Here is a 26562-nt window from a genome sequence, read left to right on the forward strand (position 1 = left end):
CATACGTATAACTACTTCCATTTTATGAGATTGCCAACAAAATACGGCGTTTTTGCACCACATTCATGATTATAGCTGGACTATGTGTCTTGGAATTCACCATACTATACACATCTCAGGAAATTCTGCAGTGATCGACGGTCGAGATGCGTCTTGCTCAAGATGACAAGGCCGCCAAGTGTAGATGAATTTCTGTTCTTTAAGCCATTCCTCCAGTGAATGCGCCGCTTCTGTTTCAGAAAGGTCGAATGGTAGCTCCTGCACCACGCGATACTGCCGATGGCCTTCCATCGCCACGGCATCGATAGCCGTGGCGATGGTGGCGGGGTTGAACAGCTTCTTGGCGTAGCGATTGCGGTAGTTTTCAGCCATCAACCGGTTGCCATCAGCGCGTTTCATTGGAAAGCGCTCCCCAGATAGATGTCGGTGATCTTGAGGCGTCCATGGCCGAGTTCAGCAGAGATCTGTCGCCGTGCGGCGCGGTCCGCTTCACGATCTTTTGGAGTCATGGTCACCCAGTCCTTGCCGCCTGCCAGCGGGCACGGCTGGCCGGTCAGGGCCTTGTAGCGGTTCTGGGCATAGGCATGCCGGAATCCGTGGGTGTTGCGCAGGTTGACCTTGAGGGTCTGGTACTCGAACCGTTTGAGATGTTCGACGTAACTGAGGTGAGCTGGGATGAGGCTCCCCTGTCCGGGGACAAGTTTGATGACGTGCTCCAGCACCCGCCGCTGTTCCAGCGTGGTAATCGGGATTGTGCGCGCCCTGCCTCCCTTGGTCCAGCTGGACTTCAGGGAGATATGGTCGCCTCGGATCGCGGCCAGCGGCTGGAATTTCATCGCCTCTTCACGACGCAGGCCGAAAGCGGCCTGCAGCAGGAGCGATGCCTGGATGTAAGGGCATTCAATGGCCTTGAACTTGGCGGGATCGAGCGTCTGTGCGCGGTTGCGTGTGATCTCGCCGCGCTCGGCTACGCCATAGCTGGCGTTGTCGCGGTTGACCACATTCGGCTTGTTGATCTTTTCAGCCCACCAGCGGAGCCAGGTCAGCCGGTTGCGGATACTGGCGTCGGTGGTGTCCGCATCGAGCCAGCGCTCGACCAGGGCTTCAATATGTTTGGGTTTGAGGGATGCGGCAGACGGCAGTTTATAGCCGAGGTCGCTGAGGTCGTTTGCCATTGCGGTCAGGCCGCGTCGGCGGTTGGTCTGGGTGCCAAACGAACCGTCGCGGTTACGTTGGGTCAGGCGGACGAGGTCCATGGTCAGGTTATCCATCTAGCTTCCTTCCTTTTTAGGGTCGGTGAGTGTTGATGGCTGATGGCCTGTCCTTGGATCAGGTCACCCCGCGAAGGTCATTCGCGGCGAGCGCCGGAATGCGTCAGTCAGTGGTCCTTTCGTGGTAAAAGCCTCCCGAGCCAGCCGGGTAGCTGGCCTGTATGGTGTGCCCTGTTGGGCACCGGCACCTGTCCGGGTGAGGAACAGGCATCGGGGACGGATGCCGCTGCGGCGGCGCGCGGATATATGAAGCAGGCATGAGAGCCCTCCTTTTGCTGGGGAAACGGTGAGGTGAGATGGATCAGTGGTAGTCCTGATCTGCGCTCATCCTTGCGGGCTGCGGCACGTGATTGCCAGCGACCTGCGCTGAAAATGATCAGCGAAACGGAGCGGTATCCGCCCGTCATTCCGCGGTCATGCGGAATCCTTTGTGTCCAGATAGCGGTCATGCTGGGTTTGGCGGAGGTCCGTCACTCCCTGATAAATAAGGGAGTGACGGACCTCCCTCGCCCGCACGGTCGGATGTGCGACATCCAACCTGTCCCGCTTATCGCTCCGCGGGACGGGATCGTGCCGTGGAAGGATCGGCAGCACGATGGCACCCTGCCCTGTCTCCGCCAACCCGCAAGCCGTGTGCCGCCGCAAGCGGTCTCCCGAGCACAGGCTGGCGGAACGCCGGATACGACAGGGCTTGTCGGGGCCATCTGCCACCCCTTCCACGGCACATCCCACCCCTGCTCCGCTCACGCGGGAGCGCGGGCGACGGGTGTCCGGAGCGGAGCCTTCGGCACATTGCTATCGGCTGGCGCGTGTTGTCGTTGATGTGCCTGGGCATCCCGTTGGCACGGTCACGCCCGCGACCGGCAGTGGTCGTGGTTAGTCCCTGCGGGTCGCGCCGCAAGGCATCCAGCCGTATCCCAAGGGAGCCTCAGCCGGACCCTCCTTGCGCCCCGTCCCTCTCCAGTGACTTGGGCACCCCGACCGGTCGCGAAGGGCGTGACCGGAGGAAACCAACGGGAGAACCCGACATGAGCACATCAACCACCACTACCCGCCCCACCCACCACGTCTTCGTCGTGGAAGGCGAAGGCAAGGATGCCTTCTGGAACCGCATCGGGGCCGCATGGCAGCATACCGATGGCCAAGGCTTCAACATGACGCTGAACGCCGTGCCGTTGAACGGCCGCATCGTGGTCCGCAGCGTCAAGGCTGCAGGCGACCGTACCGGCAAGGGGCGCAAGTAATGCGCCCCGCCTATTCCATCCGTGATGGCCATCTCGTCTTCGACGGACCGATTGTTCCTGAAAACACGGTCATCCATGGCGACTGGCATCGCCGTCATCGCGGGAGTGCCCATAAGAGTGACGTCTTGCATAAGACGCGCCTGCCGTAGTTCCAGCATTCCGACCCGTTAGAGGTAGGCATGAACCAGCAACGCAACTCGTACTTGATTAATACTTACCCACGCAAAGATTCGTTGACGATATTTCAGTGGATAACCCCTCGGCGAGAGTTGAAGGGCTATCGCTCGGTATCTTCCGGTTGCATTATTCTCGTCATTAGATCAGGGGGCGATTATGAAAACTGCATTCATCTTCAATACTTGCATGATCATTTCGGCGATGACTTTGACTTCTTGCGTGACTGAGACAGGCGGTGCCAGCCTACCTCCAGGCCCGTACTCCGGGGTAGACATTTCACCCACCAGTTCCATAAAGATTGGGGAAGTATATCGAAGCTCTATACCACTCAATCAACAACATCAGCCAGAACTCAGTGAGCTTTGTCCAGACGATTATTCAGACACGAAGGCACTCGCCGCCATTCGCAAGAAATACTCGGCAGCTGAGCCAACGGGAAAACCGGACGACATTCGCTCCGCGACCAACTCTCGTTCACTAGGGGTAACGGGTGTAAATTTAGCTTTTTTAAAAGCGGGTGCGACATACAAGCCGCAAACAACGACAACCGCAGAGTTCAAAGGCGTAAAGTATTATGCGTTGAATGGCGATGATGAAAACGTAGTACTTCAAAAACTAGGTAAAAGATGTAAGGCGGCGATCGCTCAGTGGCGCCACCGCGGTCATGGCGTGTACATCCCAGTCGGCGCATATAGGGCTGATACAGTCAACATAACAACTAAAATCGACACCACGTATGATGCCGATATCGCAGTCGATATCAAAAAAGTTAAACCCGGATTTAAAATCTCCCAAACCGATTCTTCATCTGTAACTGTTTCGGGCAAAAACTATTTCTACAAAGTACTACCCTCGTCCAACAATTGATGTTGCACGCAACAGGGATAAACTTGATTCAACTCCGCGTTATTACCGTTCGGGCGAGTCCCCGGACGGTCGCCGCAACAACATGTAGCTACGAATAGAACTGAGGAATACATGCGCATTGCACGGAGACTCTTTGTTGTACCACTGGCCAATGACCGCCACGGCAAGTCGACCATGATCAGAGGTCTTGTGTCGCAAGGGCTGGGCGAGAATGTAGCGCTTCAAAAAAAGGGAAAGCGTAGCCTTACCAGTCCGTGGGGAAGGCCCATCGATGCATACATATTTGGTCGATCCTATCAGGAAAAAGAAAAGGCAAAATACGGCACGGTCGAAAATACGCTCCGCGCCAACGACTCAGAATGGCATAAAAGAGAGCTAATTATCATGCCCAGTCATGTTGCAGCTTATGACCACCCTGACATTGAGGAAATGATCGTCGCAGGCCACCGGGCAGGATTTGATATGATAGCAGCCTCAGTAATCCTCTTCGGACCAAATGGCGATAATCGCGCTGCGTTCCCTGACATATGGGAGATGAACTGGGATGAGCGGTGGACGATCCCTAACCCGCATATTGCCAAACCCGAAGGTCAGCTTGAGGCTCTAGGCCGTGACTTATGGACATGGATTTGCCAAGCGCTAGCCTCGTGACTATGCGCTTGATAGACGAAGATCTAAACGTTTACCAAAGCGCGTGTAGAATAGGATACCTGATGAAATGATCACGGGCAGAACAAGAGCTCTGCCCGCGGAATGCTCAAAGGATTAGAATGTAATGGTACCGTGTATCCGACCTTAAGAGTATAGCAGCATTGCTGATTCGAAAACTTAGGCCGAAGTGTTCGATCGTCAGCTGCAATTTTGATCGCATCGCATTTTCTCCTTACGGGACAACTCCCTATAGTATTTATCGGGTGCTCCGGAATATCGGTGTTTAATGGTCCCGAAAGTCAATTTTTGCTAGCATCCGCCATTAAACTCGATTCACTGTGCTCTGGCTAACCCCCAACGCCTTCGCGATGTGCTTGGAAGTCACACCTTTCGCCCTCCACAAAGCGATCTTGTCCCGTTCCTTCGGTCCGAGTTTACACGGTCTGCCAAACTTCACCCCCCGTTGCTTGGCCCTCTCCCTCCCGACAGCCGTGTTGTGCAGAATTCTAAGGCGATGCTGACGCGCCGCCCAGCCGTTCAGGTACGTGATAAGGTCATCCATCTCCGAAGACGTATCTACGAACGCTTCATCCAAAAGATGGAGGGTTGCCCCGGCCTTCCGCACCGCATGCAGGATCAGCAGCATGTCGAGCGGGTCTCGGGCCACACGGTCGCTCACAGTGGCGAACAACGTATCTCCTTTTCGAAGCGCCGCCAGCAGCCGGTGCAGTTCGGGGCGGTCATCGGTGTTCTTGCCGCTACGCTTCTCATGGAAAATCTGGGTGCATCCCGCCTTCGTCAATCTGTCGATCTGGTAGGCGAGGTCTTGGCCTTCGGTACTAACACGGGCATAGCCGATGAACCGTGCAGGCGGGTGAATGTGCGTCATGGGAAGGTCTCCAGGTTAAATCCCTTGAAGACCACGAACATTCGAAAGGTTGCTTAAGGGATGCTTGATATTTACTACCCGTCAAAAGTCACGACTTTTGCAAGTAGGCCCAGTTCACAAATTGTGACGGCGGATAAACTTTAGCAATACTGAAAATACTTGGATTTTTTATTTTGGTTGCCTCAAGCCCTTGCTTGAGCATGACGGGGCGGGTCCCCGTCAAAAGTCGTGAGTTTTGCTAGCCATGGGAAGCCGGTGTGATGCCACCCATCCTTGGTGTCGCCGGGTCTCCCTGTTGTCTCTCTCCTGAAAGGCCAGCCTCATGACCGCTACTCTCAGACCCACCTCGGTAGATGCCCGCATGGGCTTCTTCTGGGGCATTGTTGTGCTTTTCCTGCTTCTCGGCGCGCTGTTACGCCCCACTCTCGCGTCGCTCGATCCCGAGAAATTTCCGATGACCAGCCCAGTGGTCATGGAAAGTCTCGCCTCCGGTTCCACACTGGAAGACATGGTGATGGGCAAGACCAGCCTGCCGTTCAGCGTCCTGTTCGCCGCCCCGCGCCCCAACGCTACGGCGGAGGAGTTGCAGGTGTTTACGAAGTACGTCTTGCCCTTCCGCAACCACATGGGTGGTCATCTTGCCCTGTTCGGGTTTATCGGCATGGTCGTGGCCGGTGCGGCACTGACGGCGCTGGTGAAGGCCCGCAAAATCTGATGGCCGACACGTTCAAGTTCTCGACCTTCCTGTGGTTCGTAGCGGGATTACTCATCCCGCTATGGCCGCTCAGTCTGCCGGTATGCTGGTACATGGCCTATCGCTCCTACAAGGGCGGGACGCCGCAGGCGGGCAACCTCTCCGAACTGCAAGCCGCCATCGAGCTGCACAAGTCCGGCAACCTGTCGGATGACGAACTCGCAACGATCCGGTCCCGGGTGTTGGGGAAGGTCGCTGGATGATACAACGCCCACTCCTGATCGCATTTCTTGCGCCCGTCGTCATCGTCACAAGCGGCTGGTCGCTCTTCGGCGGGTCAGCGCCCTCCGGCCCGCCGACCGAAGACGATATTAAAGCCCGTCTGGGCGTTGAACGGGTGGAGCGCCTGACCTGCGTCACCGCTGACGATGAACGTGGCGGCTATATCTGCCACTTCATCACCGAAAACAGCGGGATTTTTGGGGCGATGGCCCGGTTTACGTTCAACGGTGGCACGTGGGAAGCCTCCAAGGATTGAAGGCGAGATAGCGTAGAGCGGCTCCCACATTAGTTCAGCGGCTGCGGTAATACGTCTCCCACGCCAGCCGGATATCCGAAAACGACCATTCGCGTCGGCGACCATAGGCGGGGCTTGGGCGCGTGTAGCAATCCACGAGCCCGGTTTCGCGCTGGAACTTCATGAACCACGCCGAGGACTTGGGCTTGCCACGTGGAGTAAGCTCGATCTGCCGGATAATGCCGCTGTGCGCCCAGCAGTCGTTTGGGTTCGGAATCGACGCGGGATTTGTGAGGTAGGTCCGCAGTCTCTGCAAGGTGACATCGTCTGGCGACTGATGAATCTCCTTCCTCAATTCCGCAACGGCTAGGGCTGCGCCTTGGCGCGCGGCCTCTCGCAGCAGCTCATCCAGTTGGTGATCCGTCAGCACCAACGCTTGCATCGCTTCCATGGGTAACCCTTTCATTACGGGAGCATGGTGCAAGCGATCCCGGCGGTAGTCGAGGGCGACACTCGTGGAAATGACTTAAAGGCCCGCCAGTTCACCTAAACGCTGGGTGACCGGACGCAATGGATCGACGAGACCAAGATCGTAGATCATCGTCGTTTCAAGATTCCCCTTGTGGTCCACGTAGTGCGAGACGGCCTCTCGCGACACCCCCTGCCCGGTCAGCATGAGCGAGATCGCAATCCGTTTGAGGTCATAAAGCTGGAAATAGTCGGGAACACCGGGCAAGGTTTTGAACCGCGCTAACCCTTTGCGGAAATTGTCGCGGGGCTGCGACGGATCGGTATGGGACGGGAATACGAGTTTGCTTTCAGGCCATCTGTCGCGCTGTGCGCGGACCATGGAAGCCACCTTGCTATGGATCGGCACGGTCCGGTAAGCGTACTCATAAAGTGAGCGCGACAGCTTGATACCCTTGGTGTTGTGCTTGTTCCAGATAAGCTTATCGAGTTCAAAATGCCCAAATTCGGCACTCGCGAGATCGCTAGGCCGTGCCATCGTCAGGAATAAGATGCCCATGTAATTACAGAGCTCGGCCATCTGGTCGTTTGCCGTCACGATATGGGCTTTAACGAGCGCCTCATTGCGTTTCGCGATGCCGCTCAAGTCGTCGATTTCGGGAATGGCATCAAAGACAGGGTAAAAAATGTGGGAGGTGATCTGGCGGATCTGTTCCATGGAGTAGTCCCGCCGCTGGCGGATGACCTTGCGTTTCTTCAAAGGGTGCGCAGGATTGCGCATGTCCACGAGCTGCATACGGATGGCCCAATTGAAAAGAGCAAGGACGTGCCGTAGCGCAGTATTATAAACGTAGGGTGAGGCAAACTGCTTCTGATAACGCTCAATATCCAGCGGCTTAATAGAAGACAGCGGTCTGTCCATGAACACCGTGCCGAGATCGGTGTAGTTACGAGCGTTTTTGCCACGCTTGGTCACCATGGCAGGAGTACGTCGGAGCCACTTCGCCATCAACATAACGAACGAATGCTTGTAGCCCTCGGACAAGCCGGAGACATGGCTCTCCCAATAGCGGTCGATTGCTTCACGGACGGTCATTAGATGAATACGGCGGGGGTCATTTTCATCAAGGTCGGGGTTCTCCCCTGCTCTCAGTCGCTGCTCACGGTCGATCACTGCCAGTCTGGCAGACGCGACATTCAGGAGAATGGTTGATCCCAACGCTTTTCGATGTCGCTTCTGGTTGAAGACATAGGCGTGAACAAAAGTTTTGTTGCCCAATGCTGTGACGCGCAAACCCAGTCCCGCCACCGATCCATTTCGGACCGCGCCTCCCTCCCCGATAGGATAATCCCAATAGATTTCCTGATCCTTTTTGGCAGGACATGATGCCCCGGAAACAAGTTCATCTGTTAGGTAGATATTCGGCATTTCATGTAACTTCCATGTAACGGATTTATACCAAATGTTACATGAAAAGTGCCATAATGACCAAATATCAATTTCATAAAATGATTATATTACAGTCATTTGTACGTACTTCATGATTCCAGAAATTAGCCTGGAGCCGCTACGAATCTGAGGGTCAGGAGTTCGAATCTCTTCGGGCGCGCCAATTTTTCCAAATAGTTACGTGATTTTGACCCGGCAATGCCGGGTTCATGTAACTTTGGTGTAACAGAGTAAAGCTGTTGACCTCAACAATACTTCAGGTGGTAAGCTGCAGTTCCAACTGGAGGTTTTGCCGTGACGATAATATTAAACGATGACCATCTGAAAGATCGCTCTTTCATGAGCATAGCGATCAATGCGCTAGAACGAGCTTTCATTTTACATACTGCGGGCGAGACAGTATCTCCGCCCCGACACCACGTATCCTTCGGCCCACACGGCGATTTGGTGTTCACGGTTGGCGGCACCCTCGGTGAGACGCCACTTGCAGGTTTCCGGGTCTATGACACATTCGCAGGAAGCGAGCACACGCAGATCGTTGCGGTATGGTCTGCCAATGACGCGAAACTTAAAGGGCTGATCCTCGGTGAGCGCTTGGGGGCAATTCGAACAGGAGCAATCGGCGGTGTCGCCATCAAACATCTCAGTGCGCCTGAAGCACGGACCGTTGGTGTCATAGGAAGCGGGCTACAGGCGAGAACTCAACTCGCGGCAGCCGCCTCGGTTCGCGATATCACCTTGGCAAAGGTTTACAGCCGTGATGAAACGAACCGATCTGCGTTCGCGCAGGACATGCAAGCGGATCTTGGGATTGAAGTTCAAGCGGTCGCGAGCGTCCAAGACGCCGTGAGTGACGCCGACATCGTTATTTGTGCGACATCCAGTTCCCGACCTGTTATTTCGGCTACCGTCCTGAAGCCTGGTGCGCATATCAACACGGTGGGCCCCAAAACTCTTGAAGCCCACGAGCTGGGGCATGATGTTGCAGACTTAGCCAACACCATAGCAACTGATTCCATTGCTCAGACGCAGGCATATGCTTCGCCATTCTTCCTGCATGGATCGCGAAATGAGCAACGTGTTCTGGAGCTTTCAGCCATCGTTGCGGGACTTTCGCCAGGTAGAACATCCGCAGAGGATATTACACTCTTTTGTTCAGTTGGGCTGGCGGGGACAGAGGTTGCCGTAGCCTCGGCGATCTTCGACAGTCTATAAAGACAGGCATCGCGCCGGGCCGGGCAAGCGTCAAGGGAATTGCATGAAATGTTGACTTAGACAAAAGCGCGTCAGATTCTTTGATACATTTTGAACTGGAGCTCATTGTGGAACAAATTGTACTTTGCCGCCTGAATGCAAATGACGCGGCGGTGTTCAAGAAGATTCGCCTTCAGGCACTTCTTGAACACGCTGAGGCTTTTGGAGCGTCCTGGGAGGACGAGAATGGTCAGCCTGAATCTGTTGTAGCTGAACGCCTTGAGAGCGGACATGTCATTGCAGGCATATGCGAAGATGGGACGATGGTCGGGACTATAGGCATTCGGCATTCCAAAGGGCAGAAAACCCTCCACATCGCCTCTATATGGGGAATGTATGTGAGCCCCTTTGCGCGGGGAATGGGTTTAGGCCGTCGGCTACTCGATGCCGCACTAGCTGAGGCTGGCCCGTTAGTAAAGTCCGTTCGGCTTTGCGTGGAGGCCAATAACACGGCTGCTATCAAGCTATACGAAGCTGCGGGGTTCAAACGCTGGGCGCTGGAAGTGGAGGCGCTCAAGGTTGGAGACGTATTTTACGATGAAATATTGATGCGGCTGGATATTAAATAGACGGTCACCTGCAGAAACCGTTTTACAGTTCTGGAGTTTCATTTTGATCATAAGGCGGTGCGAGGTAGCAAACTCCTGCCATAGCCGCTCATATGGAACGCCCTGGCGGGTGCCCCGCATGCAGCGGCACGATGCTGATTTCTGCGATGCTCTTCATTTTGGGTCGCTTGCTGCGCAGCGCGGGCCGCCCTGCCCGCTTAACGGCCTCCGGGCCGCTGCATATCTAGCGTCCCGACGAGCGAACATAGCGCCCACCACTCGAAGGGAGCCCGCCTGGTCATACAGGTGTTCCGCCCAGCTTCCTCCACTGCGGTCCGTGCAGCAGGTTCCCCGCGAACACTGTGGTCCCTTTCGTGCCCCATCACACTGTGGGACTGGCAGGTAGAAGGCAAACGCAGAAGCCAAACCAATTTCTTACCTATCTGAGGCCAAGATTATGCTGGTTCAGCAGCATAAATTAGGGGAAAATAGCCTCGTCCAACAACCTATAAGAAGCAAACATGAGTGATGCCCAAGGTCTGAACGCAGCTCCAATAGTCATCGACAAGGTGCGGGCGTCCAAAGCCGGCCATGCTTTTCACGAGGCATGGGCGGCACGTACAGCTCTCGAACTCCTTCCGCCGACCACGGACCTGACGGCGATCACGCTTGAAGGTTTCGGTGAAGATGACGAACAAGGGCTGGGATCCGGCGCGGTCGAGATTGCTGACCTTGTCCGCTATTACGGAAGCACGGATGTCGCTCGATCGCATCGGGTAGCCATTGTCCAATTTAAGTACTCAATCGCGAGTGCCGGTACAGCAGTGCGTGCCGCAGATCTTGCTTCTACCCTTGCCAAGTTTGCCACGACAGACGCGGAACTCCGAGCAACGCATGGGTACGCTCATGTCGCAAGAGTAGTGAGGTACGAATTTGCGACAAACCGGCCCATCCACAGAAATCTAAGTCTGGCGATCGCCGCGGTGATCGATCAAATCGCACAAGACGGGGACTTAGCACGCCAAGCTGGTCAGATCACCCAAGCGCTAAAGGACTATCCTTACCCTGCTGGCGAGCTGTTGCATCGACTGGCATTGGTGGGCAGCAAAGGTAGCCTGGTCGATGCAGAGCGCGCGATTTCCGCTACACTCGCGGCATGGGGCGAGCCCAGTGACCCAGACGCCGAAAAACGTCTGCTCAAACTTCAAAATCTTATCAGGATCAAGGCAGGCCCTGGTAGCGAAACGGATAAGCGTGTTGATCGGGTAGCGGTACTGGCTGAGTTGGAGGTGGAGCACGAGGATAGGCTGTATCCGACGCCAGATGCATTTCCTGATTTGGAAGTACTGGTCCAGCGCGACGTTATCGGTGATATAATAAACTTGGCCCGTGAACCTGGCGCCCCTCTCGTCGTACATGCAGCAGGCGGGATGGGTAAAACCGTTTTGATGCAAGGGATTGCTGAACAATTGCGAGCTGATGGGCCTGTCGTGCTCTTTGACGGGTTCGGTGCAGGACGTTGGCGGGATCCTTCTGACGGGCGACACCTTCCGGAGAGGACACTGGTCCATCTTGCCAACCTACTTTCAGGTCAGGGACTTTGCGATATTCTTCTTCCCGTCGCGGACATCACCGGTTTGCTCCGAGCATTTCGCAGGCGTCTCGCCCAGGCGGTAGGTTCTGCAAGGAACGTCCAAAGTGAAGCATGTGTCTCGCTCGTTCTGGATGCGATTGACCATGCCGGTCTCGCTGCCAAGGAAACAGGAACGTCTTCTTTCGCTCACCTCCTCTTGCGCAGCCTCAGTGTCGACCCGATAGAGGGTGTACGTATTGTCGCCTCATGCCGCACCGAACGCTTGGCATTGGCAACCGGCGAGAGCGCCTACCGAGCATTTCCAGTGCCGCTCTTCACAGATACAGAAGCGCGAACACTGATCGCGCGTCGTGTCCCGGACGTTTCGGCAGATGAAGCCGCGGCCTTGCTCATGCGATCTGGTCGCAACCCCCGCTGCCTTGATAGTCTCATTGCGGCCGGACGGCCTTTTGATCCGGTCTTTTTTCCGGACGCCCTTCCCGAGTCCGACGACCTGCTTGACGCGCTTCTACTGAGGAGACTTCAAGAAGCTCGCGCTTCTGCATGCGCACGAGGCGCCAGAGACAGCGACATCGATCTTTTGCTTACCGGTATCGCTTTACTCGCCCCGCCGGTACCGGTTGATGAACTCGCTGCCGCACATGGCCTCATCGCGGAGGAGGTGGAAAGCTTTGCCGCAGACCTCGCGCCATTGCTGGAACGTACCCCCCACGGCCTAATGTTTCGAGACGAGCCAACCGAGACGTTGATCCGAGCCACCTATGGCACAAGCCAGGCCGGCCGTGACCGGGTCATTACAGCGTTACAAGAACGGCAACTTAGCTCAAGTTATGCAGCCAGGGCCTTGCCGGCGTTACTGACATCGCTGCGCTATGCTGACCAACTTATTGAGCTGGCCTACGATCGGCGTGTTCCTGCCGGTGCCTCTCAAGTCAGCATACGCGATATTCGATTAGCTCGAATCACGGCTGCTATCGCGCTCACGAGTGAACTAAAGCGCAACGATGATCTTCTCCGCCTTCTCTTAGAAGCTTCGGTGGTCGCCGCAGGTCATGAACGGTCCGAGAGGTTCCTATACGAACATCCTGATCTCGTTGCCGTCGTCGGTGATTCTGAGGCATCGCGTCGGCTTGCTGCAACCAATGCAGGCTGGCCAGGAGGCAAGCACGCCAGATTGGCTTTATTAAATGCATTTGCTGACGACCGAGACGAGGCTCGCCGGCATGCCCGGCGGTCGATAGATTGGTATAACTGGGCAGCCCGATCCAAACGGCCCGCGCAGCTAGATGAAGCGAACATTTCACGCCGGTGGGATGATGTAGGATTCGCTTACGTTGAGATGCTTGCTGGAAACGACGTACGGGTCGCAGAATTTTTGTCCAGACAGGGTGAGGGCCAAGCATACGACAAATTCTACGACATGTTTGACCTTTTAGAGCGCCATAGATGTTCTGCTCATCCTCCAGCAACGCGCGTTGCAACGCGTCTTTCCAGATGTCGGCTTCGCTCGTGGTCACTCTTTGCGGCTGCTTTACAGTTTTCCGACGATGAACCTTCACAAGCTAGGCGTTTGATTACCGCTCTGGCAAAAGCCTTGCCTGTAGCTGAAAGTGCTGGCCCAGCGATAGCCGGTGTACTTGCATCAGCACGGGCGACAGCGCTTAGCATGAAGCATGAGGCAAGCGCCATCCTAGAAAGCACCGCGATCAAGATCCAAAGCGTCCACGACTATACTAGCTTTTATCCTACTGCGCGTTCAGTTGATGTGACCATCATTGCAGCTGGCGTGCGCGCGAGCTTACGGGGGAAGCCGGTTGCCTTGATGGATATTGCACCGACTGAGCTTGTGGAATTGGTACCTATTAGTGCCCGCTCGCGAAGCGCGGCGGCGTTCGTTCGAGCGCTCGATAACAAACTGGCCTCACCAAAACACGATGGGGGGTGGCGTCGGCGAAAAAAACGCGGGTACTTGGATGACCAAACGCGATCGGAATATTCACGCGCACTTAGCAACCGCATCACTCCCTTGCTCAAGTACGCTCAGTATGCCGCCAACATCATTCTTCCCCCACGGGGATCAATGCGCGAAACGTTGGTGAATGAGGCTTTTGAAGAGCTTACCAGCGATGTCGACAAAGCAGGTAGTTATCCATACCGGGATGGCAAGGCTCACCTTGCTCGTATCGGTTTCCGCGTCATTTTCTCTCTTGCAGACACCTTGGGGGTGCTAGAATCAGGCCTATCCAGTCGTATGGTTGAATGGCTGACAAGTGCCCCAGGCTTCTCTACCCAAGAGCTTACCGATATTGTCACTCGACTTTCCCGCGTTCAGAGCTGCCACAATGCCGCATTACTGCTAGCAACACATGTAGAGAGCAGAATCCAGCTCGATACGGACGTGGGAACTAGGGTGGCGGCCTACGGTAGGCTCGCACGCGCAGTATGGCGAGTGGACACCGAAGAGTCTGCGGCATATTTCCGACGCGCGCTAGACCTTGCAGAGGCGATTGGCTCCGACGATTTCGATCGAACTAACCATCTTCTCGAGCTTACCGCACACTATTCCGGCTCGGAGTTGAAACCGGAAGCATCTCACACGCTCGCGCGGATTCTTGAACTCAACCAGAACGAGGATTCCAAGTTCCCCTGGATCGAGTATGCCCAAACCATGGTGCCGACAGCCGGACGGGGCATACTGGCCATTCTTGCGCGTCTGGATGATCGCAATGCGGCTCGGCTTGGCCTCTCGCTAGGGCCCGCCCTTACAATCCTTTTGCGTAAGTCCAAAATATCGGCTGAAACAGCAGTTGCATTATTCGGTCTGGCTGCTCCAATCGAAACTTGGACTTGGCACATCTCGGACTTCGCACAGCAAGTAGCGGAGCTGCTGCCTGATGAACGACGGGAATGGTTCTTCAGTCTCCTGCTCATCGAGATTGATCGCACCGATCAGTTGTCTCCTACTCGCACGACGATCGAGAACTTGCATCGCCTTGCTAATATCTATCTACCCGCTAACTCTCCCGCTCGCATACGGATCACTGAGCTAGTTAGCCGGCTTAAGCCAGAAACCGAATATCGGCCATCGCTTGTGGCCGCAATGGATTCTAAGCCATCAGTTATTTTCCCGGTTGACGTCACTAGTCCGGACGAGATTGACCGTCACATATTGAGCAATGAGATTGACCATACAGGACGACCATGGCCGGTTCGGACGCTCTTGGATCTCGCCAAACGGGTAATGACTCCCGCAGATCGTCTCGGTTTTGTCCGCGCGGTCGTCGAAGCGACAGCTGCGACGCTTGCTGATAAGCTCCATGCGCTGGATGAGTATCTTGAGGATTGGAGCAAGTCCTCAGCAGCTATGCGTGACGCGTTACCTTTACTCGGATTACGTTTGGCAACGAAACATGCCAACGAGCTCGCAAGCTCAAATACCGACGCATGGGGTGCGTGGCGGGATCTTGAGAAATATTTTGGGGTTGACCGGGATGCGCTCGTTGAACATGTAGTTGGAGGCTTACGTGGTAGTGCGGATCACCTTGGCGGTGACGCATGGCTGGCGTTGGCCGCCAAATTGGCCGCCAACGCGAGTGACAGCGCTATTTCGGAAGGAATTGAACGATTCCTCGCAACAACCGGTGAGAAGCTACCTGCGGAAGTTGGCGACGGTCCGTGGCATATGCGGTTCAACGTCCCGGAAGATGACGCAACAGTTGTGGCTGGACTCGTCTGGGCAAGGCTTGGGCATCCTGACGCAGCAATACGTTGGCGCGCTGCCCATGCTGTGCGGCGCCTGGTTGAGGCCGGGCGTTCGGACGTAATCAACCTGCTGGTTGACCAATTTTACGAGGATGCCCACATCCCGTTCAGTGACGCAAAGCTACCGTTCTACACGATGCACGCGCAACTCTGGCTAATGATCGCGCTCGCGAGAGTCGCGAAGGACTCTACTGAGTTGCTTATTTCTCGGAGAGCGTTTTTCGAACAGATCGCCACGTCAAACGCGTTTCCGCACGTAGTAATGCGTGCCTTTGCGATTGACATTCTGCATGAGATCGCTGCTGCTTGTGCTCCTGACGAGTGCGACACACTCTTGGCGAAACTTGAAGTCGCGAATGTGTCGCCTTATCCTCATACTCCTCAGGCAAATCACGCGCAGTTCCGCTATGCTGAGCGGCCTGATAGCGCGCCGCAGCCAGATGATGCCTTCCACCTTGATCATGATTTCAGCAAATACCAAGTGGAGGGACTATGTCGGGTCTTCGGTTGCGCCGGCTGGGAAATTGAGGACCGGATCACTGTTTGGGTAAGGCGATGGAACTCGACCGTACGCTCCATGCATGAATGTTCTCGAATTAAGGGGTATGATGAAAGCTGGTCATCAGGCTACCTTCCCGGAAGCGATCGATATGGAGGATATCTCGCCTGGCATGCGCTCATGCTCGTCGCTGGTGAGTTGTTAGCGGAACGCCCAGTGGTCGGCGAGGACTGGGACGGAGATGCTTGGGTGGGGTTTCTCAAGGATTATCGGTTGTCGCGTGCCGATAATATTTGGCTTGCCGATCTCACTGATCTTTTCCCCCTTGATCTACCTCAGGACCCGGAGTTACCCATGCCGGAGAGTGCTAAGTTCAGTAGTGCTCGAGAAGACATTAGACTACTTGAGCCATTGCTTGGCTTTGACGGCAACAGCATCATCACCGATTACATCCCAGTCTCTGGGCATTGGTCGATTGGTCACGACACCACGGTTACAGTCAGCAGTCTGTTAGCGAATGCCAGTGATGCTTTATCGACAGCCATGGCCTGGTATGCGGAAGAGCCCTTTTTCCGCTGGTTGCCCGATGATGAGGAAGAAATTGCAAGGCAGTTCGGCGACGACGGGCACACGGTTAAGGCATGGATCGCTGAGATTAGGAATACAGAGCGCCGGCTGGATCGCTTCGACCCATATGCGGCCTCCACCGCCCTCAACAGACCATTCCCTTCACAGTTCACGCAGAATACGATGCAGGCAACAGCAGCAGATCCTGTTGTGCGTTTGTGGCTCAAGGGCACTGCGATGGCGTTTCGAGCCGAAGCATGGGGTGCCGAAGGCGGAAAAGGTGAGTATGCATGGAGCGAAACTGGCTACCGGTTGTTCGCTAGCAGCAACTCATTGAAGTCGCTGTTAAGCACAACCGGTTTAAGCTTGGTGGTGGCCCTCAAGCTCCAAAAGTATCATAAGGGGAAGTCCAACGGGCGCGCCGGGGATACGAGTGGATTTAGTAATCGATCCCTCATCGCGATAATCAATGGTGAAGGCGATGTTCGGGCTCTACAGCGCTTCTCAAAACAAGCCAAGCACGCTGTGGGGGCGCTTGATCGCGATAGACGGCGGGACTTTTACGCTCGGTTCCGAGCTATCGCAGGATTGCCAGATGAGCGGCTCACTCGGCAAAATCACCTATCACTGGATACCGAGCAAATGAGGATTTTTCTGCAGGGCTTCGAGGATGACTAGCGAAAGGGTGCACTCCGATTGGGTTTTGCCATTCCATTGGTCGAGTACTCTTCGTAATGCGTAGGTCGTTGGTTCGAATCCGATCTCCAGCACCATGTTTTTCAATTACTTGAATAAAATTCGCGTATCTCACCTGTATTCATGTAACTTTCATGTAACAAGAGCACAATTTGGTTATCTAATAACCAAAACAACATAAAAAAATCAAATACTTAATACAAATTCACAGTATTTTATTTTTAATTTTGACTGAATGACAAAATTTATTATCTCCAAACAAACTGCGCTTACACCAAAAAAATCCATTGACTCAACTTAAAATAATAACTCTAACTAACTGAGTTGTAACTTTCAAAATCTTCGTAAATTACCGCCTTATCACGCGAAGCAAAGCATCCAGTTTTACTAGTAAACACCTTCATTTACTCCGAGGGGGAAGCTTCATGTCTAAAATCATTGAAATCCAAAAAGCCCTAGCAGCACGTGGCCTAAAGCCCGGACCACTTGATGGGATATGGGGAAGACAGACAATCTCAGCAATTAAAATTTTTCAAGCAACCGTTGGCTTAAAGGCAGACGGGATACTGGGGCCACTTACGATAAAAGCACTACTTCCAGACGCCAAGCCTAGCAAAGGATTGGACCGGACTGAGCTCGTTTGGCTCAAGGAAGCGCAAAGGCTTTTGGGTACCAGAGAGCAGCCAGGTAGTGGTTCCAACCCTGAAATTCTAGATTGGGCTACCGATGTAAACACCATGTATAAAAGCGATGACATTCCGTGGTGTGGCCTGTTCGTAGGCCACTGCATTGGATCAACGCTGCCCGATGAACCCTTACCGTCAGGTTTATTGAGAGCTAGATCATGGAGCCGATTCGGTATTCCGACCCTTCCAACCCCTGGGGCGGTAATGGTATTTTGGCGAAAATCTAAACAAAGCGATCTTGGCCATGTCGGCTTTTATGCAGGAGAGGACGATTCTGCCTACAGAATCCTCGGCGGCAACCAAAGTGATAAGGTATCCTATACGTGGGTGGCTAGAGACCGATTTTTATCGGCACGCTGGCCAGCAACAGTTCCACCAGCGGCTCCTGAAGTAGTTGAAATCGGGCGCAAAGAAAACATGTCTTGGGATGAGGCCTGATCATGGCAGACCCGCACAATAATCCTCCGGATCCCTCTCCCAACGACACCCGTATAGAAAAGGCTCATTGGCTTGAACGCGCTGTGTCACTCGGTGTCGCGGTTTGGATTGTTGCTCTTGTCTCATTTCTCATTCTTTCGCAACGTGAATACGATGATACCAGCGTATACTTCCTTAAAATTTTGCTTTCATTTTCGATGGCAGTCCTCGTGGCGACGTCAGCGGGTTTCATTAATCTCGCATTTAACGTACCCGGTATGGCGATACGCGCAGGTGGCGCCATTGCTGTGTTCATATTTGTATTTACTCAGTCTCCGGCAGTACCAGCTTTGAAGCTAAATCCGAAAATTGAGATGAATAACATTACTGGAATGGACTTCAGATCACTAGAAGCCCCTGACAATCCAAAATTTGGGACGTCACCCGTGGCAGTAACTGTGCCCCTGGGTTTTAAAAACGTCGCTGATAAATCACGCAATGGCACTTGGAAGAGGAGTACCGTCAAAATCCAAATGTATGGCAAAGACGTGACCTTCGATTCCTTTTATTTCGTTAAGCTCTTGCCCGGCGTGGGAGGAACTTGGCTGTCCAGTGGCCAACTAAGCGAAGCAAAAGCTACGGACCTGATAGAAGGACAAAGTTTCACTCAAGAAATTATGCACCTATCTCAAAGTGGCCCAACCTGGGGTTCTTTTTTAAGTTATCTTGCAGAGCAAAAAGACCCAATTACGGTTTCCGTTTCAGCGGAAGTTGATGGGGGTTGGCAGAGTAGAGCATGCAAATTCGATCCAACTAAATACGCGCCTGCTCTTGCGAAGACTGTGGCAGAATATAAGAGACTTGCTGGGTATGTGAGTGTGATATGCGAGGTCTGAAGACATGTATTGCACTTGGTCTCCTGAACTGCTCGAATATTGCAAATGCACAAGATTCCGGGCACACAGCTCCGCCATTCATATATGAGATAACTAAGAATGGCAGTCTCCTAGGAGGATATGGCCTCACTTCAGAAGGCACGATCACCGGGGGGGTTCAGAACCCTTGTGCTTATACTCAAGTATTGCGCTTGAATACGAGGCAAATGTGCCCGCCGACTGGTGCGCCTCAGGAGCCTCCGCAGGTTGATCCATCGACAAATCCGTGTGCCACCGGTTTATGCCCACCGACCGTTGGTATCGGCGGGACCACAGACCCTTCCAACAATCGTGCATTGAGTGAGGTCCTACCAAACTTCGAAAAATTCGGAATAAAAACCTTCGACCTAAAACCGAACGGGGCCAACTTCTAGGGTGTAAACAGCTACCTGTCTCCGTCTCTCTTGAACATAAGAATTATATCAAAGTAGCGACAGCTCTCCCCGTTCGACGTCGTTCAGTTTGTCTGCGAAAGTTTAGCTCCACTCGAATGGTTGCTCGGCTCACCTTATTACGAATGGGGGCCGAGGTGCTTCGCCCCTTCTCTCCCCCAAACAGGGGTTCCGCCCAGCTTCCTCCACTGCATTCCGTGCAGCCGGTTCCCCGCGAACCTCTGTTGTCCCCTTCCAGCCCCACCGCTCACGCGGCCCCGGGAAGCAGGACGGGGTCCTCTTCCCTGTCCATTTCAATCAAGGAAGGGATAACCCCATGACAACCTCACAAACCGACCACATCCGGGAACTGAACGATATCTTTCGGACGACGTGGCTCACGGGAAAGGTGCTTATGACGTGCGGCGTCCAAAGTCTTGCTGAGACAACCCTGTCGCGGGTGGTGGAAGCTGTGCAGAGTTTCACGGCGTTCACAGCCGACAACGATCCCCACGGCGAGCATGATTTCGGGGCGGTGACGGTCGACGGCTGCAAGGTGTTCTGGAAAATCGACTACTACGACCTGACCCTGCAATACGGATCGGAAGACCCGGCCAATCCCGCGGTCACCAAGCGGGTGCTAACCATCATGTTGGCCGAGGAATATTAGAGCGATCAGAATGAGCAGAAGAAGGCGTTAACCGACGCCTTCCATCGCTGGTGCCTGCCTCGCGCCGCCGCGAGCGGCACGGGACAGGTACGAGGGGCACCCTTGAACCCTGCCCCTCGCGCTCCCTGCCCACCCTCTCATATGGAACGCACGGGCGGGTGCAGTCGGTCCCGCCTCTCCTTCGGACCACTTCGTTGAGGCTCCTGCGGCTGCACTCATTCCGCTCTTAGCGTGACGAGAATGCCCGAAATCCCACCTGCGGCGGCGCGATGCTGATTTCTCCGATGCTCTTCATTGTTTTGCCCAGGGCCTTCGCTTGCTGTGCAGCGCGGGCGGCCCTGCTCGCTGAGCGGCCGTTTCGGCCGCTGCATGTCGAGCGTCCGGGCGGGCGAACGTAGCGCCCATCACTCGAAGAGAGCTTGCCGGATCCGAGACAGGCACAAGGACGCGGTATCCGCGTCATCTGTTCTTTTGTTGGGGGCCGAGGTGCTTCGCCCCTTCTCTCCCCCAAACAGGTGTTCCGCCCAGCTTCCTCCACTTCGTTCCGTGCAGCCGGTTCCCCGCGAACCCCTGTTGTCCCCTTCCAGCCCCACCACTCGCGCGGCCCCGGGAAGCAGGACGGGGTCCTGTTTCCCTGTCCTAACAAAGCAACCCAGACAAAGGACAAAGACCATGAACATGACCGTTCAGCCGCAAGACGCCACCACCATCCTCACCATGCCGGAACCCACCGTCAGTATTCAGTATGAAGTTCAGGGCGTCACCCTCAGCCGACTGGTGCCAAGTCCGGCCAACGTCCGGCGCGTCAACTCTATCGTGGGTATATCGGAACTGGCAGACAGCATCGAGGCCGTGGGGCTTCTCCATAATCTCACCGTGCGCAAGGGCAAGAAAGGCAAGTACGAAGTGGTGGCCGGTTCGCGCCGTCTGGCTGCATTGCGGCTGCTGGCCAAAGAGGGACGCTTAGCGGAGGATGCCGAAATCCCCTGCAATGTGCGCGGCGCTGACAACCCCACCGAATTATCACTGGTCGAAAACGTGCAGCGGGAAGCCATGCATGTCGTCGATGAAATCCTCTCCTACCGCCAGCTCGTCGAAAGCGGGATGGCACCGGAGACCATCGCCGCAAGGTTCGGGCAGTCCGTCATCACCGTGCGTCAACGGTTGAAGCTGGCGAACCTCTCCCCCAAGGTGCTGGACGTGATGCGCGAGGACGGCATGAGCATCGAGCAGGCCCGCGCGCTGGCGATCAGCGACAGCCACGAGGAACAGGAGCGGGCATGGTTCGACAGCCCCGCCTATAACCGTGATGCCCGCACCCTTCGTGCAATGCTGACGAGCGACCATGTGCGCAGCACCGACCGGCTTGCGCGTTTCGTAGGGCTGGACGCCTATGAAACGGCAGGGGGGAACATCCTGCGTGACCTGTTCAACGCGGACAGCAGTACCTTCCTCACCGACCAGCCGTTGCTAACCAGACTCGCTATGGACGGCTTGGAGGATGTGGCAGAACCCATCAAAGCCGAGGGGTGGGGTTGGGTGGAAACCACCCTTGATGCCTCCGCCATCTATCAAGGCGGCTACGGGCGGATTTACGCGCAGACCCGTACACTGACCGAAGAGGAGCAGGCCGAGCTTTCGGCTCTGGGGGAAAGCTTCGACGCATTGCAGGCGCAGATCGAAGCCTATGCAGAAGGTGACGCCGGCATTGAGGCAGACGAGGAACGGCTTGTCGATCTTGAACGGCGCATTGCCACTCTCCAGAATGCCGCCAAGGTGTATGAGCCGCGAGAAATGGCACTGGCAGGGTGCCTTGTCTACCTTGACCATTTCGGAACGGCGCAGGTCGCCAGAGGGTATGTCAAAGCCGAGGACAAAGCCGCGCTTGACCAGTTGCAACGAGGCGCACCGGACGATCGCGCCGACGAAGTGGAAGCCCCTACCCCGTCAATTTCGGACGCACAGACGTGTTATTCCGCTGCGCTGGTGGAGGAACTGACTGCCATCCGTACAGCTGCGATGCGGGTGGAGCTTGCCAACCGCCCCGCCATTGCCCTTGCCGCATTGCTGTATCCGTTGGTGGGCCGCATCTTCCATACCGGCTACATGCACTTCGAAACAGCGGTTGAGGTCAGCGGTCAGCGCCGGGAGCTTGCTCCGTCCATCAAGGAGCCGGAGGACGCCCGCGCCCTTGGGGCATGGATGGCGATGAAGGAGGCATGGGGTGACACCCTGCCCGGCCAACCCACCGACCTTTGGGCATGGCTGCTTGACCAGTCTACCGACAAACTGCTGGAGCTTCTGGCCTTTGTGACCGCCGCCAACCTGAATGCGGTGAACGCGAAGCATGACCATAGCAAGCAACGTCTGGCGAACGCCGAGCAGATTGCCGAGGCGGTGGGCCTCGACATGCGGAACCACTGGACGCCGACTGCGACGTTCCTCAGCCGGTTGAGCAAGACGGGGATTGCTGAGGTGCTGGACGAAGCCGGATGCGAGCCTCAGCTTGTGCGGGTCATCGAGAAATCTTCGAAAGCCGATGCGGTGACCGAAGCCGAAAAGCAGCTTGCGGGCAAGGAATGGCTTCCGCCCGTGTTTCGCAGACATGGCGGCGCCGAATAATCTCGGCTCTCCATCATCCAACGAAAGGCCCGGGCCGTGTGTCCGAGCCTTCTGCGTTCCGGCGATTGCTGTCGCAACACGGCTACCAGTCAACAAGCCCAGAAGTGGTGGTCACATGTTCGTGATTTCCGACCGCAAAAACATCTGCTATTAGGGCGCCTCACACGCACATTTCTACGCACACTCAAAATCACAATCGAAATAAAATAATGAAAACAATATATTAGAAATGGACCACCCTGACTCTTAATCAGCGGGTCGTAGGTTCGAGCCCTACATCACCCACCATTTTCTCTTCGCAAGTGTCTGACGTTTCAGACAATTTTGCAAAACCTTTCGATAAATAAGACGAAGTTTCAGGCGCGTTGCAGACAGTTTCTGTTCGCGCTGTTCGTTCTTGCACTCTTCCTCCCCCACGCATCGTGAGAACGACAACTGTCGGCCCAATGCAACGTCACACGGCGGATCATCCGCACGCCGCCAACATCGTCACCGTACGATAGAGGAAGTCAGAACTTGCTCGAAGGCAGGCAGCGTTCGGTTCGATATGATGACCCAACGACCCAATGTCTAACTGCCAGCGGCTTTCGATGTCCGTGATGAAATGAGAGCCGTTCAAGGCGCTGCGCCTTAAACATCGGCGAAGAACCGCCGTGACTCAACGCAAGTCGCGCTCGCGAACATGGACCTAAGCGCAAGGAGCGAATCTGAAAGATCGCGACAGGCTTCACATCTCGACCGTGTTGGAGATGGAAAAGACATTGGCACTTCTATGCACGAAATCCCGTCCCGTTGCGCTGATGACTTTGAGAAAGTTGCTGGAATTTGCCTGGCGCGGGAGCAACCAGTCATGCGTTTCTATGATCATCAGGGGAAATTTTTGGAGCCAACCGGTATTTGCCGAAAACAGGTCATCTTCGAAACCTTCAATGTCGATTTTGATGATGAAGGGCACATACTGATCGTAATCGGATAGGAGGCTCCCTATTGATGTAACGGGGATGTCACCCGTGCCATCCGGCTCGCGAGTCATCCTGAAGGCGTTGTTATCGCAATGCGGATCAGCAATCGTCACGAGGCCATCTACCGAGCCAACCGCCTTGTTGACCGCGATGACGTTGTTCAGCGAGGCGCAGTTTTTTCTAATCATCTCGACATTATTACGCTCGGGCTCAACAGCCACGAGCTTTGCGGCTGGAAACTCTCGAGCAAAAAATAAGGCGGAACAGCCAATATTGGCGCCGCAGTCGATGATCAAAGGAGTTTTATTTTGGGAGAGGGTTCGCTCATAAAACGCCACCAACTCGTCGTAGCGGCTCAGAAAGCGCAATTCGTAATCACTGTCGGTAAAAACCTGATCCGCGGTGATCGAATCGATGTGATCTCGAACCGACACGTACAAAAACCGCTTGGTTTGCTTATCGTAGAACGGGATCTTTCCCCGTTCAAAAGGTGATAGGCGAACAAATCTTCTATTCGCTATAACAAAGTTTCTGACAACATAGATCAGAAATCGAATATATCTCTTCAAAATTGCCCCCTGAGAAACCGCTTGCTGACCTGAACAAGACAATTGCTCCTTAAACTTCTTCTGGAAATTGACTTAACGACCCACCTATAGCCTAAGCTGACAACGAATATTCGAATAACAGGATTTAAGGTTACCACGGCTGGGCACGTGTCCCGCCGCTCCAAAAATTGCTGTCCGTAAAGGTCAAAAGACTGCAGTCGCCGACCGACCGATAACTAGTAGCTATTCTTCAGCCAGTGAAGGCTGCCACTTTCACCGTCAGCGCGTTATTTAAGGCTGGCGTCTGCCACTGCGCCGAGAAATAAGACGCACTCAGCAAGAAAATATCCGAGCCACACCAGCTTCTTGTCTGATGTCCGCAAAGACGTCTTATTCTTATCCATACTCCGCCAACATGAGACTGTTTACCAATATCGTGTTGTTGCTTGCGGGCGTTGCGGGAACCGGCTTCGTCTCCTTCTTTGTGGCAAGGACCGTCGTGCAGACTGCCACCTTCGGCACCTGCTTTGATGGCGGATGTGGATATGCCGCTGTATTTCTTGCTTTTCCGCTCGTCTGGTTCGTCACCTTCGCGCTCTATGTGATGGCCCTTCTCATTTGGCGAAAGCGCCCCTTTCGACAAAGCAGGGGCGACGCATAACCTGCTGCTCGAGGTTGACAGAATCTCTAATATAAAAGACTCTCCGTCGCGCTGGGGGATTCGTGGCTTGATATCGCTTGACGTCGTTACGACGTTGGGCTTCAAAAGCTTGTGAATTTCACGTATGTCCCTACATCGGGGAGTGGGATATGCGCCAGAATGGAGTGCTGAATGCGCGCTTTGATCAATCCACCGTCGCTCAAGATCGACACTATGGATTACCAGGCTGAATGCCAGTTCGCTCTCGAGCCTTCCATCAATGGACTGCTTGAGGTTGCCGAAAGTGCGGGCTGGGATCGTCAACACGCAGCTCTTGCTATTGTTGCGCTGGCAAGCGGTCGCCTGTCCGAAGACAGTTTCTTGGAAGACCGCGCCCTCTCCTGAAAATGGAAAGTTGCAGTGTGAAAGATGAAAGGTCCGGCCACGCCGGGCCTTTTTCTTTTTCACCTTGAACGGTCCGTTTCGAAGTCGCGACCTTTACTTGTGGTCGCCGCTTCGCAAACGATATCCTAATTCTCACATTGATCCCGACCTCAACATAGGCCTACGCGTCCACGAATCGCAATCCCTTGACAATCCTGGCTCAAAATGAGAACATAGAGAGAACAAACAGGAGTTCACGATGACGACGTCAGAGAGATCCATTGAGCAGGCACTCGCTCTTGTTGCTCAATCCCGAGATTTGAGAGAACGCGCTGAAGCGCGTCGCCGCGATTTGCGCCGCAAGACGGAGATGATCGCAAAGCCACTTTACATTCTGAAAAAGAATGGCGGTCGGCAGCTTTCTCTCAAGCTCGACTCCTAGGAGACGCTCAGAGACGCGTGGGTCGTCAAAGGTTGTGCGTGGGATAGGCAGCGATATCTTGTCTTGAGAGAGACGCAAGCGATCGCAGTTTGATGTGGTGTCCGCGGAGAGCTGGAGCCAATTAATAGCCCCACACATAAAAATCCCGCGCCAAATGTCTTTGGACGCGGGATGTATCAAGCACGATGCGTAGATCAAAGAAGACACAGCGTCATTGTGGCGTCCTACAGGACGCATTGCGCTCTCATCAGGTGTATCACTGCATCCGCGCCAATGCGCTCTCAGGAGAGGCAACAACCGCGGTTTCCACATTGCCTGGCAGCCTTTCCATTTTTCTCAAAACCAGAACCGGTTTCTGAGCGGGCTCGGTTGGCGGCGCGATGCTTGCCGTCTTGAACTCCCGATCGACGCCTGGGGCGGCGGCCGTTGTTTCGATGCCCTTTACACATTCTGCGAACGCTGCGCCTGCGGAAAGGACCATGGCAGCGGCGATGATGAGAACTTTCTTCATGTCATTCCCCTTCGCTATCTCTATGGCGTTCCGGCTACCGGTCATCGGCAGCGTTAAGTCACGCCAGGTTTCGACTAAGTCTTTGCCAGTTTAGACGCACTCTTAAGACCCCTGCGGAAGATCATTGCCACATAGGTACCTGTAAGAGGGACGATAATGGGTTTGTATGTGGTAATGGAGGCCTTGTTCGCGGCCTCAAGAATTCTTCGGCGACCAGAAGTACCTT

The 26562-nt window shown here is 54.8% G+C and carries 23 protein-coding genes; 15 read left to right on the top strand and 8 right to left on the bottom strand.

Features of this window, described 5'->3' with window-relative positions:
- Positions 1-96: 96 nt before the first annotated feature.
- Both PVA19_RS11235 and PVA19_RS11240 read right to left on the bottom strand, forming a co-directional pair.
- Complete coding sequence (locus PVA19_RS11235; RefSeq protein ID WP_274102471.1) at positions 97-399, bottom strand: hypothetical protein; 303 nt, start codon at positions 397-399, stop codon at positions 97-99.
- Positions 396-1271 (bottom strand): phage integrase N-terminal domain-containing protein, encoded by an 876-nt coding sequence (locus PVA19_RS11240; RefSeq protein ID WP_274102472.1) that lies wholly within the window; start codon positions 1269-1271, stop codon positions 396-398. The genes PVA19_RS11235 and PVA19_RS11240 overlap by 4 nt, the downstream gene beginning before the upstream one ends.
- 1028 nt (positions 1272-2299) lie before the next feature.
- On the opposite strand from PVA19_RS11240, the gene PVA19_RS11245 reads away from it, so the two are divergent.
- From PVA19_RS11245 to PVA19_RS11255, 3 genes are all read left to right on the top strand, one after another.
- A complete protein-coding gene (locus tag PVA19_RS11245; protein WP_274102473.1) occupies positions 2300-2515 on the top strand; it encodes a hypothetical protein in 216 nt (71 codons plus the stop codon).
- Positions 2516-2848: 333 nt separating this feature from the next.
- The gene (locus PVA19_RS11250; RefSeq protein WP_274102474.1) at positions 2849-3559 is read left to right on the top strand and encodes a hypothetical protein; all 711 of its coding nucleotides are present in this window, start codon (positions 2849-2851) and stop codon (positions 3557-3559) included.
- 111 nt (positions 3560-3670) lie between these two features.
- Positions 3671-4210 (top strand): hypothetical protein, encoded by a 540-nt coding sequence (locus PVA19_RS11255; RefSeq protein WP_274102475.1) that lies wholly within the window; start codon positions 3671-3673, stop codon positions 4208-4210.
- A 322-nt stretch (positions 4211-4532) separates the two neighbouring features.
- Here PVA19_RS11255 and PVA19_RS11260 read toward each other — a convergent pair whose 3' ends face one another.
- A complete protein-coding gene (locus tag PVA19_RS11260) occupies positions 4533-5099 on the bottom strand; it encodes a recombinase family protein (RefSeq protein ID WP_274102476.1) in 567 nt (188 codons plus the stop codon).
- A gap of 322 nt (positions 5100-5421) precedes the next feature.
- Here PVA19_RS11260 and PVA19_RS11265 point away from each other — a divergent pair, with 322 nt between their 5' ends.
- Genes PVA19_RS11265 through PVA19_RS11275 form a run of 3 tightly spaced genes read left to right on the top strand, consistent with a single transcriptional unit; the run spans position 5422 to position 6331 of the window.
- Complete coding sequence (locus PVA19_RS11265; protein ID WP_274102477.1) at positions 5422-5814, top strand: hypothetical protein; 393 nt, start codon at positions 5422-5424, stop codon at positions 5812-5814.
- Positions 5814-6056, top strand: coding sequence for a hypothetical protein (locus PVA19_RS11270; RefSeq protein ID WP_274102478.1), 243 nt, complete (start codon positions 5814-5816; stop codon positions 6054-6056). The genes PVA19_RS11265 and PVA19_RS11270 overlap by 1 nt, the downstream gene beginning before the upstream one ends.
- Entirely contained in the window at positions 6053-6331 is a 279-nt protein-coding gene (locus PVA19_RS11275; RefSeq protein WP_274102479.1) for a hypothetical protein, read from the top strand. Before PVA19_RS11270 ends, PVA19_RS11275 begins: the two co-directional genes overlap by 4 nt.
- A 34-nt stretch (positions 6332-6365) precedes the next feature.
- Here PVA19_RS11275 and PVA19_RS11280 read toward each other — a convergent pair whose 3' ends face one another.
- Both PVA19_RS11280 and PVA19_RS11285 read right to left on the bottom strand, forming a co-directional pair.
- Positions 6366-6761 carry a hypothetical protein gene (locus PVA19_RS11280; protein ID WP_274102480.1) on the bottom strand — a complete coding sequence of 132 codons (396 nt, stop codon included), beginning with the start codon at positions 6759-6761 and terminating at the stop codon, positions 6366-6368.
- Positions 6762-6836: 75 nt separating this feature from the next.
- Complete coding sequence (locus PVA19_RS11285; RefSeq protein WP_274102481.1) at positions 6837-8207, bottom strand: tyrosine-type recombinase/integrase; 1371 nt, start codon at positions 8205-8207, stop codon at positions 6837-6839.
- Positions 8208-8522: 315 nt separating this feature from the next.
- On the opposite strand from PVA19_RS11285, the gene PVA19_RS11290 reads away from it, so the two are divergent.
- The 7 genes from PVA19_RS11290 to PVA19_RS11320 all read left to right on the top strand — a co-directional run bounded on the left by PVA19_RS11290 (position 8523) and on the right by PVA19_RS11320 (position 22849).
- The gene (locus PVA19_RS11290; protein WP_274102482.1) at positions 8523-9443 is read left to right on the top strand and encodes an ornithine cyclodeaminase family protein; all 921 of its coding nucleotides are present in this window, start codon (positions 8523-8525) and stop codon (positions 9441-9443) included.
- 107 nt (positions 9444-9550) lie between these two features.
- Complete coding sequence (locus PVA19_RS11295; protein WP_274102483.1) at positions 9551-10051, top strand: GNAT family N-acetyltransferase; 501 nt, start codon at positions 9551-9553, stop codon at positions 10049-10051.
- A 500-nt stretch (positions 10052-10551) separates the two neighbouring features.
- On the top strand, positions 10552-17130 hold the full coding sequence (locus tag PVA19_RS11300) for a hypothetical protein (RefSeq protein WP_274102484.1): 6579 nt from the start codon (positions 10552-10554) through the stop codon (positions 17128-17130).
- A gap of 443 nt (positions 17131-17573) precedes the next feature.
- Positions 17574-18272 carry an NlpC/P60 family protein gene (locus PVA19_RS11305; protein WP_274102485.1) on the top strand — a complete coding sequence of 233 codons (699 nt, stop codon included), beginning with the start codon at positions 17574-17576 and terminating at the stop codon, positions 18270-18272.
- Between the two features lie 2 nt (positions 18273-18274).
- Positions 18275-19147, top strand: coding sequence for a hypothetical protein (locus PVA19_RS11310; RefSeq protein ID WP_274102486.1), 873 nt, complete (start codon positions 18275-18277; stop codon positions 19145-19147).
- A 747-nt stretch (positions 19148-19894) separates the two neighbouring features.
- Positions 19895-20227 (top strand): DUF3768 domain-containing protein, encoded by a 333-nt coding sequence (locus tag PVA19_RS11315; RefSeq protein WP_274102487.1) that lies wholly within the window; start codon positions 19895-19897, stop codon positions 20225-20227.
- A gap of 672 nt (positions 20228-20899) precedes the next feature.
- A complete protein-coding gene (locus PVA19_RS11320) occupies positions 20900-22849 on the top strand; it encodes a ParB/RepB/Spo0J family partition protein (protein WP_274102488.1) in 1950 nt (649 codons plus the stop codon).
- 727 nt (positions 22850-23576) lie between these two features.
- Here the strand turns inward: PVA19_RS11320 and PVA19_RS11325 are convergent.
- The gene (locus PVA19_RS11325; RefSeq protein WP_274102490.1) at positions 23577-24380 is read right to left on the bottom strand and encodes an FkbM family methyltransferase; all 804 of its coding nucleotides are present in this window, start codon (positions 24378-24380) and stop codon (positions 23577-23579) included.
- 229 nt (positions 24381-24609) lie between these two features.
- On the bottom strand, positions 24610-25125 hold the full coding sequence (locus PVA19_RS11330) for a hypothetical protein (RefSeq protein ID WP_162741844.1): 516 nt from the start codon (positions 25123-25125) through the stop codon (positions 24610-24612).
- Positions 25126-25191: 66 nt separating this feature from the next.
- On the opposite strand from PVA19_RS11330, the gene PVA19_RS11335 reads away from it, so the two are divergent.
- Positions 25192-25404, top strand: a complete 213-nt coding sequence (locus tag PVA19_RS11335) for a hypothetical protein (protein WP_062427426.1) — start codon at positions 25192-25194, stop codon at positions 25402-25404.
- Positions 25405-25642: 238 nt separating this feature from the next.
- Positions 25643-25825 (top strand): hypothetical protein, encoded by a 183-nt coding sequence (locus PVA19_RS11340; protein WP_062427428.1) that lies wholly within the window; start codon positions 25643-25645, stop codon positions 25823-25825.
- 256 nt (positions 25826-26081) lie between these two features.
- On the opposite strand, the gene PVA19_RS11345 is transcribed toward PVA19_RS11340, so the two are convergent.
- Positions 26082-26336, bottom strand: a complete 255-nt coding sequence (locus PVA19_RS11345) for a hypothetical protein (RefSeq protein ID WP_274102491.1) — start codon at positions 26334-26336, stop codon at positions 26082-26084.
- Positions 26337-26562: the final 226 nt, after the last annotated feature.

Origin of the sequence: Agrobacterium sp. CNPSo 3708 (genome assembly GCF_028674915.1) — a bacterium.
Classification (GTDB): domain Bacteria; phylum Pseudomonadota; class Alphaproteobacteria; order Rhizobiales; family Rhizobiaceae; genus Agrobacterium; species Agrobacterium cavarae.

Bases quoted from the DNA above. Each gene is read 5' to 3' on its own strand.
- PVA19_RS11235 (WP_274102471.1), bottom strand. From the start codon at position 399: ATGAAACGCGCTGATGGCAACCGGTTGATGGCTGAAAACTACCGCAAT.
- PVA19_RS11240 (WP_274102472.1), bottom strand. From the start codon at position 1,271: ATGGATAACCTGACCATGGACCTCGTCCGCCTGACCCAACGTAACCGC.
- PVA19_RS11245 (WP_274102473.1), top strand. From the start codon at position 2,300: ATGAGCACATCAACCACCACTACCCGCCCCACCCACCACGTCTTCGTC.
- PVA19_RS11250 (WP_274102474.1), top strand. From the start codon at position 2,849: ATGAAAACTGCATTCATCTTCAATACTTGCATGATCATTTCGGCGATG.
- PVA19_RS11255 (WP_274102475.1), top strand. From the start codon at position 3,671: ATGCGCATTGCACGGAGACTCTTTGTTGTACCACTGGCCAATGACCGC.
- PVA19_RS11260 (WP_274102476.1), bottom strand. From the start codon at position 5,099: ATGACGCACATTCACCCGCCTGCACGGTTCATCGGCTATGCCCGTGTT.
- PVA19_RS11265 (WP_274102477.1), top strand. From the start codon at position 5,422: ATGACCGCTACTCTCAGACCCACCTCGGTAGATGCCCGCATGGGCTTC.
- PVA19_RS11270 (WP_274102478.1), top strand. From the start codon at position 5,814: ATGGCCGACACGTTCAAGTTCTCGACCTTCCTGTGGTTCGTAGCGGGA.
- PVA19_RS11275 (WP_274102479.1), top strand. From the start codon at position 6,053: ATGATACAACGCCCACTCCTGATCGCATTTCTTGCGCCCGTCGTCATC.
- PVA19_RS11280 (WP_274102480.1), bottom strand. From the start codon at position 6,761: ATGGAAGCGATGCAAGCGTTGGTGCTGACGGATCACCAACTGGATGAG.
- PVA19_RS11285 (WP_274102481.1), bottom strand. From the start codon at position 8,207: ATGCCGAATATCTACCTAACAGATGAACTTGTTTCCGGGGCATCATGT.
- PVA19_RS11300 (WP_274102484.1), top strand. From the start codon at position 10,552: ATGAGTGATGCCCAAGGTCTGAACGCAGCTCCAATAGTCATCGACAAG.
- PVA19_RS11305 (WP_274102485.1), top strand. From the start codon at position 17,574: ATGTCTAAAATCATTGAAATCCAAAAAGCCCTAGCAGCACGTGGCCTA.
- PVA19_RS11310 (WP_274102486.1), top strand. From the start codon at position 18,275: ATGGCAGACCCGCACAATAATCCTCCGGATCCCTCTCCCAACGACACC.
- PVA19_RS11315 (WP_274102487.1), top strand. From the start codon at position 19,895: ATGACAACCTCACAAACCGACCACATCCGGGAACTGAACGATATCTTT.
- PVA19_RS11320 (WP_274102488.1), top strand. From the start codon at position 20,900: ATGAACATGACCGTTCAGCCGCAAGACGCCACCACCATCCTCACCATG.
- PVA19_RS11335 (WP_062427426.1), top strand. From the start codon at position 25,192: ATGCGCGCTTTGATCAATCCACCGTCGCTCAAGATCGACACTATGGAT.
- PVA19_RS11340 (WP_062427428.1), top strand. From the start codon at position 25,643: ATGACGACGTCAGAGAGATCCATTGAGCAGGCACTCGCTCTTGTTGCT.
- PVA19_RS11345 (WP_274102491.1), bottom strand. From the start codon at position 26,336: ATGAAGAAAGTTCTCATCATCGCCGCTGCCATGGTCCTTTCCGCAGGC.